The sequence below is a fragment of the Curtobacterium sp. MCLR17_040 genome (assembly GCF_003234735.1).
In the GTDB taxonomy this organism is placed as follows: Bacteria; Actinomycetota; Actinomycetes; order Actinomycetales; family Microbacteriaceae; genus Curtobacterium; species Curtobacterium flaccumfaciens.
Map to the genome: position 1 here is coordinate 1 of NZ_QKTE01000011.1, position 11,986 is coordinate 11,986.

At 72.7% G+C, this 11,986-nt stretch carries 8 protein-coding genes and 1 tRNA gene; 2 read left to right on the top strand and 7 right to left on the bottom strand.

The genetic code is table 11. The features are described 5' to 3' along the window. Together DEJ01_RS18170 and DEJ01_RS10915 are read left to right on the top strand one after the other, a co-directional pair. On the top strand, positions 1-2,116 hold a 2,116-nt coding region (locus tag DEJ01_RS18170), incomplete at its 5' end, for an Ig-like domain-containing protein (protein ID WP_111092986.1). Between the two features lie 240 nt (positions 2,117-2,356). After that, positions 2,357-4,048 carry a class I adenylate-forming enzyme family protein gene (locus DEJ01_RS10915; protein ID WP_111093020.1) on the top strand — a complete coding sequence of 564 codons (1,692 nt, stop codon included), beginning with the start codon at positions 2,357-2,359 and terminating at the stop codon, positions 4,046-4,048. Between the two features lie 67 nt (positions 4,049-4,115). On the opposite strand, the gene DEJ01_RS10920 is transcribed toward DEJ01_RS10915, so the two are convergent. The 7 genes from DEJ01_RS10920 to hisS form a co-directional block, all read right to left on the bottom strand. Continuing rightward, positions 4,116-5,456: a threonine/serine exporter family protein gene (locus DEJ01_RS10920; protein WP_027464496.1), complete on the bottom strand. Its 1,341-nt coding sequence runs from the start codon at positions 5,454-5,456 to the stop codon at positions 4,116-4,118. Positions 5,457-5,740: 284 nt separating this feature from the next. Next, a tRNA-Leu gene (locus DEJ01_RS10925) sits at positions 5,741-5,814 on the bottom strand. A gap of 71 nt (positions 5,815-5,885) precedes the next feature. Then, positions 5,886-7,361, bottom strand: coding sequence for an NAD(P)/FAD-dependent oxidoreductase (locus tag DEJ01_RS10930; protein WP_017886746.1), 1,476 nt, complete (start codon positions 7,359-7,361; stop codon positions 5,886-5,888). 40 nt (positions 7,362-7,401) lie between these two features. Next, on the bottom strand, positions 7,402-7,950 hold the full coding sequence (locus tag DEJ01_RS10935; RefSeq protein ID WP_071406119.1) for a DUF501 domain-containing protein: 549 nt from the start codon (positions 7,948-7,950) through the stop codon (positions 7,402-7,404). Positions 7,951-8,026: 76 nt separating this feature from the next. After that, complete coding sequence (locus DEJ01_RS10940) at positions 8,027-8,560, bottom strand: septum formation initiator family protein (protein ID WP_111092987.1); 534 nt, start codon at positions 8,558-8,560, stop codon at positions 8,027-8,029. 340 nt (positions 8,561-8,900) lie between these two features. Then, positions 8,901-10,184: a phosphopyruvate hydratase gene (gene eno / locus DEJ01_RS10945; protein ID WP_027464494.1), complete on the bottom strand. Its 1,284-nt coding sequence runs from the start codon at positions 10,182-10,184 to the stop codon at positions 8,901-8,903. A 123-nt stretch (positions 10,185-10,307) separates the two neighbouring features. Then, a complete protein-coding gene (hisS, locus tag DEJ01_RS10950; RefSeq protein WP_111092988.1) occupies positions 10,308-11,552 on the bottom strand; it encodes a histidine--tRNA ligase in 1,245 nt (414 codons plus the stop codon). Positions 11,553-11,986 lie beyond the last annotated feature (434 nt).

Genomic DNA, 11,986 nt, shown 5'->3' on the forward strand with positions numbered 1-11,986 from the left:
GACGCCCACCCCCACGCGTCCCGCCGTTCGGCCCACCATCGCCGACCCGGGTGACGTCACGACGGGGACGACGCGCTTCCACGGCACCGGCACCCCCGGGCACACCGTCCGGGTGACCGGCCCGGCCGCGACGGGTTCGTCCGGGTGCACGACCCGGGTGGACCCGAACGGTTCCTGGGCCTGCCTGGGCACCGTCCGCTCCGGCCCGCAACAGGTCTTCACGGTGCGCGACCTCGTCGCCGCGCTGCCCGTCGCGAGTGCACCGGCCTCGGACGTCATCGTCCCACCGACCCTGGCGGCCGCCGGGCCCACCGGCGGCACGGTCTCCGGCACGGGGTACCCCGGATCGACGGTGCTGCTGTCGGTGTCCGGCTCCTCGGCCCAGCAGACCGCCCGGGTCGGTGCGGACGGTCGGTGGGTCGCCGCCCTCGGGTCGCTCGCCGACGGCCGGTTCACCGTCACCGCGTCGCAGACCGCCAGCACGGCGCGCGGCTACCGGTCGGACCTGCGGAGCGCGGCCTCCGCTCCCGTGACGATCACGGTCGACCGCACGGCGCCCGCTGCCCCGCGCATCACGACGCCGGACGACGGCCAACGGATCGGCACCCGCTCGACGACGGTCGCCGGGACCGGTGAGCCGGGCGCCCGCGTGACCGTGTACGTCGACCGTGCGCCGGTGTGCGGCGTGGTGGTCGCGCCGGACGCCTCGTGGTCGTGCTCCACCGCGGGGTCGACGCTGCGCGCCGGCGGGCACCAGCTCACCGCGACGCAGCACGACGTCGCCGGCAACTACTCCCGGTCGTCGGCCGCCGTCCGGGTCACGGTGTGGTCCACCACCACGGCCCCGACCGCCACACCGACCCCGGGCGCCACGGACACCCCGGGGACGCCGGGCACGTCGGCGCCGGAATCCGGCGCGACGACGGGCACCCCCGGCGCGACCGGCCACGGCGGAACCGGCACCGGCACCGGCACGAACGCCGCCGGCCACGGGGGCGACGGCGGCAACGGCAACGAGGACGGCGGCGCAGCAGGCACCGCCAACGGCAACGGGTCCAACAACGGCGACGGCACCGGCACCGGCAGCACCCCGGCCGGCGTCGGCAGCGCCGGCGGCCACCCCGACTGGTCCGGCCCCGCCGGCGACTGGACCGCGGCGACCACCTACGACCGCACCGTCCCGACCATCCAGGCCGCGTTCTCGTGGCGGACCGTCCTGGTCGCCACCGCCGTCGCCGCCGGGTTCCTCCTGCTGATCGCGGCGCCGCTCGCCCTCGTGGCCGCGGCCACCCGGGGTCGCCTCCGCTCGCCGTTCGCCGGGCTGCTCGGCCGCAACCGCTCGCGGTCGGACCGCGCACGCGGCGACGACGTCCTGCCGACCTGGGCGTCGATCACCCTCGCGGTGTCCGTCGCGGCGCTGTGCACCCTGCTCGGGGTGGGCGTCGAGCTCGAGGCCCGGTACGCCCGTCTGGCGATCGCCGTCCTCGCCGGGACCGGCGTCCTGACCGCCGCCGTCGTGTTCGCCACGCGGTGGGCAGCCGGCAGCGACCACCGCACGATCGGGTTCCGGGTGTCGCCGTGGCTCGTGCTCGCAGCCCTCGTGGCGTGCGGCGTCACCCGCGCGGCGGACCTGTCCCCCGCGCTCATCGTCGGGGTCGTCCTCGTGCCCTCCGTCCGCCCCGGACTGGGGACCGGACCGCTCCGCCTCGGTACCGGGATCGCCGCGAGCGCCCGGGGTGCGACCTGGCGGGTGCTGGCCCTCCTCGGACTCGCCGCGGCCGGCTGGGTGCTGCACAGCCTGCTCGCGGGCGGTGGTTTCTGGGTGTCGCTCGGGTCCGAGTTCGCCATCACGCTGTGCGTCGGCGGCCTCGGTGCCGTGGTCGCGACCCTGCTGCCCGTCGCGGGGTCCGAAGGCAGCGCGCTGCTCGCCGCCTCCCGCGGTCGGTACGTCGCGCTCGCGGTGGTCGCCGTCGCGCTGACCACCGCGGTCTACTCGGGGACGACCGGCACGCACGCCGCACCGGCCCTGCTCGTCGGCATCGCCGCGGCCTGCGTGGCGGCCGCGATCGCGGCCCTGGTCTGGCTGCGCACCGACCGGCGCGCGGCCCGCGTCTGACCCGAGCCGGGCCTCCAGAGCGGCGTACCGCACCACCCGTCGGACAGAAGACGCACTTCCGAGCCGGTTCGCGGACAGCGGGCTAGTGTGACGATCGGTGCTGGTCGCACCGCACGGAGGACGTTCGCCGTCCCGCACGGACGACCGACGCCGCACCGGACCAGCGGTGCAGCAGTGCCGCGCGACCGGTGCCCGCGCAGCACCGACGGTGTGCACCGCACGACCGCGGCAGGAGCGATGATGACCGACACCCGACCCGACCCGGAACCCCACGCCGACACCCGGTCCGACTACGACGCGACGCGCTTCCGCGAGGTGTTCGAGGGCAGCTTCACCTACGCGAACGGCTTCGCCCGCAACACCCACCGCTTCGCCGGCCGACCCGCGCTGCGCGAGCCGGAGACGGACCGCTCGTGGACCTACGCCGAGCTCGGCGACGCCGTCGACCGGGTCGCCGGGTGGCTCGTCCGGCACGGTGGCGGACGGGGTTCGGTCGTGATGGTCGAGCTGTTCAACACCCCCGAGTTCGCGATGCTCTACCTGGCCTGCCACCGCATCGGCGCGGTGTTCTCGCCGACGAACTTCCGGCTCGCCCCCGACGAGGTCGCGTTCATCATCGAGGACTCCGCACCCGCCGTCCTGGTGCACGACACCGAGCGGACGAGTGCGATCGCCGCCGCGATCGAGTCCTCGCCGCACCGGCCGGACCACGTCGTCCCGGTCGGCGGCGACCACGACCGGTTCGCCGAGCTGCTCGCGTCCGATCCCGTCTCCTCCGAGGAACTCGCGGCGATCGGCCCACGCAGCACCTACGACGAGTCCACCCGGCTCTACACCTCGGGCACCACCGGTCGGCCGAAGCCCGTCCCGCTGCCGAGCCTTGTCGAGGTGCTCAGCGCGCACGACGTGGTCATGCACTTCCCGCTCAGCCCGTTCGACAAGACGCTCAACATGTCACCGCTGTTCCACCGCGGCGGCCTGTACTCCGGCGGCCCGAACCCGGTGTTCTACGTCGGCGCGGAACTCACGACGCTGCGGCACTTCGACGCCGACCGGGTGCTCGACCTGGTCGAGTCCGAGCGCCTGACGTTCCTGATCGGGGCCCCGCCGAACCTGGTGCAGCTCGCCGACGCGCAGGAACGCGGGGCGCGGGACCTGTCGAGCCTCAACGGCATCGTCACGATGGGCGCACCGCTCGACCGCGCCGCGGCACTGCGCTACCAGGAGCTGCTGTCGCCGCGGATCTTCAACGGGTACGGCACCACCGAGACCTTCTGGAACACGTTCCTGCGCCCCGAGGACTTCCCGGACGGCGCCGGGTCCACCGGTCGCGCATCGACCGACGACGACGTCGCCGTCGTCCGCGTGCACGAGGACCGTCTGGCCGACCCGACCGACACGGTGGCGAAGGACGGCACCGAGATCGGCGAGTTCGCCGTGCGCACCGTGAAGTCCGGCTACTCGTACCGGAACCCCGGGCTCGAGGCCGAGAAGTTCGCGAACGGCTGGTTCTACCCCGGCGACCTCGCCACGTGGGACGAGCACGAGCGGGTGACGATCGTGGGCCGCAAGGACGACATGGTCATCTCCGGCGGCGAGAACGTGCACCCCGTCCAGGTCGAGGCCGTGCTGCAGGAACACCCCGGGGTCGCCGACTCCATCGTGGTGGGCGTGCCGGATCCGCGGTGGGGCGAGGTCGTCACGGCGTACGTCGTCCGTGCCGGCGACCGGCTGCCGGCCGACGACGCCGAGGCAGCCGCCACGCTCGAGGAGTGGACCGGCTCCCACCCGGGCCTCGCCCGCTACAAGCGCCCGCGGCGGTACCGCTTCGTCCCGGACGTCCCCTACAACGCCACCGGCAAGAAGGTGCACTACCTGGCGAAGGACACGGCCGCGGCGGACCAGGCAGCGGGCCGGCTGATCGAGCCGTAGCGGGCCCGGTACCCGGCCGGTGACGGCCTGGAGGCCCGTGGCGGCGCCGCCAGGGGCCTCCCGTCCGTCAGCTGGTCGCGTCCACCGCGCGCCGGGGCGCGTTGCGGGCGAAGAGGCCGGGCAGGAGCCCGCCGATCTTCGTCCCGATGCACAGGCTGACGAAGGTCGCGAGCGGGGTCGCGAGCGCCTCGGGATCGAAGGTGGCCACCGCCACCAGCCCGACCGTCCCCGGCACGAGCAGCAGGAACGCCGGGAAGAACGACACCGTCGCCGGGATCGCCGGCACGAGCCGCTCGAGCAACCGGGTCGCGACGAACAGCAGCGCCGCTGCGGCCCCGGTCGCGACGACGCTGCCCCAGAGCGGCGTCGTCGTGCTCACCACGGCGTAGGCGGTGACCATGACCGCCACCGACACGAGCGTCAGGCGCCACCCGGACCGGAACACCAGACCGAGCCCGACCGCGAGCACCACGACGGCCACCCACGACACCCAGTACGCGGGCACGGACTCCCAGCCGGCCAGGTCGGTGCCGACCCCCGCGACCTCGCCGACGAGCGCGGCCGACGACGGGTCGACGTGCAACCCGGTCAGGGCGCTGCCGGACGCGATGCCGGCGGCCATGAAGCCGAGCATGATGAGCCCCTGCACCAGTCGGGACGACCCGGTGACGATGTCCGCGGCGGTGAGTTCGAGCAACGCGTTGGTGATGAGTGCGCCGGGGACGAACACCGCCACCGGGGCGCAGACCGCGAAGAGCGGGACCTGCTCGAACCCGGTGCCCGCGGCGACCAGGCCGACGATCGCCGTCGACACGAACGCGGCCAGGAACGGGATGATCGCCACGGCCTCGCGGAACCGCCGGAGGACCAGTCCGATCACGCCGACCAGGCCGCCGACGACGAGCGCCAGGACGATCGCCCACCAGGGGCAGCGGAAGACGACGGCCAGGCCGGCCGAGGTCAGGGCGTTGCCGAGGATCCACGGCAGCGCGGGCGGCGGGACGGTGCCGGCCCGGATGGCCCGGACGCGGGCGGGGATCTCGGCGAGGGCGATGGAGCCGCTCTCGAGCCCGAGCACGACGCGGTTGGCCCGGGCGGCCTGGCGGGACGACAGTTCGACGCCCTCGGCGTTGACGATGGTGGCGGCGCCCGTCGAGACCTCGCTCACCATCACCAGGGCGGGCAGGACGCCGATCGCGAGCGTCGGTCCGACCCCGGCGGCGTCCCGGGCCTTCTCGAGCGCCGACCGGACGTCGGTGACGGAGCTGCCGGCGTCCAGGAGCAGGGCTCCGAGGGTGCCGAGGAGCATGCCGACCGGGACGCTCTCGCCGTCGACGACCTCGACGTGGGCCTCCGGTCGGCGGAGGGCGTTCTGCAGGTTGGCGAGTGCGCTTCCGAGTCCGACCACGATCGTCGATGCTACTGGGCGGCGAGCCGGTCGTGCAGTCGCGCCGTCTTCGCGGGAAGGCGACGGTCCGCGGGCCGGGAGGCACGTGGCGGGCCGGTCCCGCGCCTCCAGTCCGATGCCCAGGGCGCCCCGATCCCACCGTCGAAGCGACAGATGGCAGGACCATCGCTCGGACTGTGCGGCCGGAGCGACAGAACGACGCAAACTGTTCGCAGAGTTCTGTCGCTTTCGCAGCGGCACGCGGCGGGCGCCACGCGGCGGGCGCCGCGCCAGAGCCTCGGCGGTACCCCCGGTGGGACTCGAACCCACAACTCAGCGATTTTAAGTCGCGTGCCTCTACCGATTGGGCCACGGGGGCGGGCCGCAACAGCCTACCGATGCACGAAGGCGGCCACCCTTCGCAGGTGACCGCCTTCGTGACGAGCGTTGCTACTTGGCGTCGGCCGGGGCCGTCACCGGCTCGGGGGCGTTGGAGACGTCCTTCGCGGGCTCGCCGTAGACGGGGCCGGCGGCACCGGCGACCTTGCCCTCTTCCGGAGCCGGGGCCGCGGCGGGCGCGGCCGGGGCCTCGGCGGCGGGCTTCGGACGGGACGCGAACGCCTCGAACGCGGCGCGCGGGGTCTCGCGGTCGTCGAGCGACACGATGTCACGGCCCAGGAAGAAGCCACCGACCCAGTCGCCGATGACGCGCCACTTGCGCTCCCACGACGGCATGGCCAGGCCGTGGTAACCGCGGTGGGCGCCCCAGGCCAGGAAGCCCTTCATGGCGAACTTGCCGGACTGGAACACACCGGTGCCGAGGCCGAGACCCGCGACGGCGCCGAGGTTCTCGTGCTTGTAGTCGGTCGTCGCCTCGCCACGGATGGTCGCGACGACGTTCTTCGCGAGCTGCTTGGCCTGGCGCACGGCGTGCTGGGCGTTCGGCACGCAGAACCCGCCGACACCGCCACCGGTCAGGTCCGGCACGGCTGCGACGTCGCCGCAGGCCCATGCGTCGGCGATCACGCCGTTGTCGTCCACCACGCGCAGGTCGGGCTGCACGCGGATGCGGCCACGCTGCTCGAGCGGGAAGTCGGTGCCCTTGACCATCGGGTTCGCCATGACGCCGGCGGTCCAGATGATGAGGTCGGACGGGATGGTCTCGATCGCGCCGTCGCTCGTCTTGAGCTCGCAGACGCCACCCACGGCCGAGGCCAGCTGGGTCTCGAGGTGCACGGTCGCGCCACGCTCGGCGAGGTTCTTGAGCACCCAGTGCGAGGTCTCGAGCGAGACCTCGGGCATGATGCGGCCCATCGCCTCGACCAGGTGGAAGTGCGTGTCGTCGAAGGACAGCTGCGGGTGGCTCTTCAGCAGGTCGGTGACGAAGGAGCGGAGCTCGGCGAACACCTCGATGCCGGCGAAGCCACCACCGACGACGACGACGGTGAGCAGGCGGTCGCGCTCGGGACCGGCCGGCAGGTTCGCCGCCTTGTGGAAGTTGCTGAGGATGCGGTCACGGATCGACGCGGCTTCCTCGATGGTCTTCAGGCCGATGGCCTCGTCCGCGACGCCCGGGATCGGGAACGTACGGGACACCGCGCCGGCCGTCATGACGATCTGGTCGTAGGACTCTTCCCACGCCTCGCCCTCGGTCGGGGTGATCGTCGCCGTCTTGGTGGCGTGGTCGACCTTGGTGACCTTCGCCGTGACGACGCGGGTCTTCTTGAGGTGACGACGGTGCGCGACGACCGCGTGACGCGGCTCGATGGAACCGGCGGCGACCTCGGGCAGGAACGGCTGGTACGTCATGTACGGCAGCGGGTCCACCATGACGACCTCGGCTTCGCCCTGGCGAAGGTGCTTCTCGAGCTTCCATGCGGTGTAGAAACCGGCGTAACCGCCGCCGACGACGAGGATCTTGGGCACGGGGGATGATCTCCTTGGATGGGGGTGTGCGGGAGTCGGGTCAGACTTCGCCGCCACCCGCCCCGACTCCAGCGTCTGCACCGTCATCATACGCCCGGCACTCACACCGGGAGGGCGACCAGTCCGCGCGCTCGAGCGCGAGGTCGCCGATGGGGTTGACGCCGGGTCCGGCGGCGAGGGCGTGGCCGACGAGGGCGTGCAGGCACTTCACGCGGGTGGGCATGCCACCGGCGCTGATGCCGTCGATCTCGTCGACGTGTTCGATCGACTCGCGATCGGCCAGGTAGGACTCGTGGGCCGCGCGGTACTGCGCGGCGACTTCGGGGTCCTCGAGCAGGGCTGCCAGCTCGGGCATCACCTGGTTGGCCTCGAGGGTGCTGACCGCAGCGGTGGCCGCGGGGTGGCACAGGTAGTAGAACGTCGGGAACGGGGTGCCGTTCGACAGCCGGGGCTTCGTGGAGACGACGGTGGGGTTGCCACAGACGCAGCGTGCCGCGATCCCGATGACGTCACGTGCCGGTCGGCCGAGCTGCGCCGACACGACCTGGACGTCGCGGTCGGAGGGCGGGTCGAAGGGAGGGGTCGTCACGGGAACGTGAGCCTACCGGAGAAGCGGAACCCCTCGCACCGTCGGGCCGGACGGCTCCGCGCCCTGCGGTCCGGGACTACTTGCTGTCGCCCGTGCCGGACACGTCGGGGGCGACGAGGTCGGCTGCCCGCTCGTCGGTGAGCCCGGACTGCAGCACCGACGAGAGCATCGCCTGCACCCAGTCGACCTTGGGCGTCTGCACCTTCGCGCTCACGGGGGTGCCCGAGTCGGTGGTGGGGGTCTTCTCGGCCCGCTTGTCCTCGGTGCCCATCACGAGGTAGCTCTCCTCGCCCGGGTACACGTAGAGCAGTCGGTCGCGGGCCTGCGCCTCGATGTACGCCGGGTCGTCCCAGCGTGCGACGTCCTTCTTCTTCTGCGTGACGTCGGCCTTCTGGCTCGCGACCTCCTGCTGCTGCTGGGCGATCTGCTCCTGCTGCTGGATGAGCGTCCGGAGCGACGGCGCGAGCACCACCACGAAGAGCACGATGATCGCGAGCATGAGCAGGCTGAACCCGGAGAAGTGGATCGAGCGGTACCAGGGCTGCTCGGGTGTGCTGCCGTCGGGCATCGCCACGGGGACGCGGCGGACGCGGGGCTTCTGGCTGGGCACGGTCCGACGATAACCCGGCACGGTCGGTCGGGCCGCCCGGCACGCGGCCGTTCGGCGCCCTCTCAGCGTCTCGCGTCGTGACGTCGAGGCAGCCGGGAGGCACGGCTCCGGCCCGTCCGTCCGCCCCGCACCCGGAGTGGTCACCACACACCGCCCGGTGCACGTCCGGTGGTCACGTCCTGTCGGCCGGGCCCGGGCCAGCCGACGACTCGCGACCACTCGACGCAGCGCGCGCGGCACGTCCTGACCGCTCGGCACCTCGGGACCGCACACACGACGAGACGCCGCCCTCCTGGAGGAGGACGGCGTCTCGGTGGTGCGGGTACTGCTGAGCGGCTGGTTACAGCGACGCGGCGCGCGGGAAGGCCGAGCGACCGGCGTACACCGCGGCGTCGCCGAGCTCTTCCTCGATGCGGAGCAGCTGGTTGTACTTCGCGACGCGGTCCGAGCGGGCCGGGGCGCCGGTCTTGATCTGACCACCGTCGACCGCGACCGCGATGTCCGCGATCGTGGTGTCCTCGGTCTCGCCGGAGCGGTGCGACAGGATCGAGGTCAGGCCGTGGCGGTGCGCGAGCGAGACCGCGTCGAGGGTCTCGGTGAGCGTGCCGATCTGGTTGACCTTGACGAGGATCGAGTTCGCGGCCTTCTCGTCGATGCCCCGCTGCAGGCGCTTCGGGTTGGTGACGAACAGGTCGTCGCCGACGATCTGGACCTTGTCGCCGAGCTCGGCGGTCAGGTGCGACCAGCCCTCCCAGTCGTCCTCGGCCAGCGGGTCCTCGATGGTGACGAGGGGGTAGTTCGCGACGAGCTCGGCGAAGTAGGAGGTGAACTCCTGGCTCGAGAGCTGCTTGCCCTCGAACTGGTACTTGCCGTCCGAGAAGAACTCAGTGGACGCGACGTCGAGGCCGACGGCGATGTCCTTGCCGGGCGTGTAGCCGGCCTTCTCGATCGCGGTGAGCAGGAAGTCGAGCGCCGCGCGGTTCGACGCGAGCTCCGGCGCGAAGCCGCCCTCGTCGCCGAGGCCGGTGGCCAGGCCCTGCTTCTTCAGCTCGCCCTTGAGGGCGTGGTAGGTCTCGACGCCCCAGCGGAGCGCCTCGGAGAAGGACTCGGCGCCGTAGGGCACCAGGAAGAACTCCTGGATGTCGACGTTGGTGTCCGCGTGGGCACCACCGTTGACGACGTTCATCAGCGGGACGGGCAGCGTGTGCGCGTTCGGGCCGCCGAGGTAGCGGAAGAGCGGCAGGTCGACCGAGTCGGCTGCGGCACGGGCCACGGCGAGCGAGGCGCCGAGGATCGCGTTCGCGCCGAGGCGGGACTTGTTCTCGGTTCCGTCGAGCTCGATGAGCGCGGCGTCGACGAGGCGCTGGTCGGTGGCGTCGAAGCCCTCGAGCGCCGGGCCGATCTCGTCGAGGACGGCGTCGACGGCCTTGAGGACGCCCTTGCCGCCGTAGCGCGAGGCGTCGCCGTCGCGCAGCTCGTACGCCTCGAACGCGCCGGTGGATGCACCGGACGGGACGAGCGCGCGGGACACGACGCCGTCGTCGAGGAGGACCTCGACCTCGACCGTCGGGTTGCCTCGGGAATCGAGGACTTCGCGTGCGCCTACGGCATCGATCAGGGCCACGGGGTACTCCCTACACATTGGTTGTGGTGATTGCGGTGTCGATCCTAGCGAGCGGAGGTGAACACGACGTCGGCCGTGACGCCCCGCTGTGGACGAGTCCGTGCTGGAACGAGGACTGGGTGCTCAGTCGAGCGGGCGGAACTCGACGCCCTCGAGCGACGCGGTGTCCGCCGAGACGGTCGCGAACGCCGTGAAGCCCTGGGCGGCGAGGCCGGCGAGCAGGTTCTTGGTGTTCTTCGTGCGGCGCTCGAGCCGGACGCGTCGGTGAGACACCAGCGCCTCGGTCTTCAGCGCGGCGAGCCGGACCGGGTCGACGTCCTTGTCGTACACGAGCACGACGGCGTCGGCCTCGGCGGACTCCGGGAGGGTCACGAGGTCGACGAGCCGCTCGAACCCGAGCGAGAACCCGACCGCGGGGACGTCCTGCCCGAGGAACCGGCCGATCATGCCGTCGTACCGGCCGCCGCCACCGAGGCTGTAGCCGAAGTCGGGGTGCGCGACCTCGAAGATCGTGCCCGTGTAGTACCCCATGCCGCGCACGAGCGTCGGGTCGAAGCGCAGGTCCACCCCTGGGAGCGCCTCGCGCAGGCGGAGCAGGTCGGCGAAGGCCTCGGCGTCGAGCCACGGTGCCCCCTCGACGGACGTCCAGTCGGCGGCCTCGAGCGCACGGATGGTGTCCTCGAGCCCGGGCAGGTCGGCGCCCACGGTGCTGCGGAGTTCCGCCGCGACGCCGTCCGCTCCGATCTTGTCGAGCTTGTCGATCGTGATGAGCGCGCGGTCCGCGGCGGCCGGCTCGGTGATCCCCCACGACGCGAGGAGCGCCAGCAGGATCCGGCGGTCGTTGATCCGGATCGTCGTGCCGCGGACCCCGAGGGCGTCGAGGGCCGCGGTCGTCGCGCGGATGAGCTCGATCTCGGCGAGCTGCCCGGGCTCCCCCAGGATGTCGATGTCGCACTGCACGAACTGGCGGTAGCGACCCTTCTGCGGGCGCTCGGCACGCCAGACCGGCGCGATCTGCACGGATCGGAACACCGACGGCAGCTCCGCACGGTGCGAGGCGTAGAACCGGGCCAGCGGGACCGTCAGGTCGAACCGGAGACCGAGGTCGGCGAGGTCCAGCGGCGCTTCGGCAGCCTGCAGGTCCTCGGTGGTCAGCCCGCGCTTCATCACCGCGAACGCCAGCTTCTCGTTGTCACCGCCGAGCCCGGAGTGCAGCCGCGCGGCGTCCTCCACCACCGGGGTCTCGATCTCGTCGAAACCGTGCCGCGAGTAGACGTCCCGCACGACACCGAGCACGTGCTCGCGCCGGGCCTTGTCCGCCGGGAGGAAGTCACGCATGCCACGGGGTGCCGTCACGGTCGTTGCCATGCGGTCAATTCTGGCAGACGGGCGTCTCCGGCTTGCGCGCCTGCCGACCCACTGGCATACTGCATGCAGAACCTCGGTCCGGATCGTGCCTGATCCACGCTCCGGACCGATTCGCGGGGCGACGTGCTGCAGTGCGTCCCGCGATTCGAGCGGGCTTCCCTGTCGGCCCCTCTCCCTGGTGGAGCCGACGCCCGCTCACGGGCGCCCTCTCTTTTTCGGGTTGGGAGGGCGCCCGTTCTCCCCTGCCCGGAGCGATCTCCCGACCGGGGATCACTCCACGGCGCGACCGGCTTCCTCGAGCGCCGACACCGCGGCCCGCAGACTCGCGACCGGGTCCACCCCGCGTCGTGCCGCAGCCGCGACCTCCCCGAGCACCGCCCGCCCCCACTCGGCGTCGACCCGGACGAGCTTGCGGCGGCCGCCCTGCCCGCCGC

Coding starts and splice junctions, on each gene's coding strand:
- hisS (WP_111092988.1), bottom strand. CDS start 11,552: ATGGCAACGACCGTGACGGCACCCCGTGGCATGCGTGACTTCCTCCCG.
- DEJ01_RS10915 (WP_111093020.1), top strand. CDS start 2,357: ATGACCGACACCCGACCCGACCCGGAACCCCACGCCGACACCCGGTCC.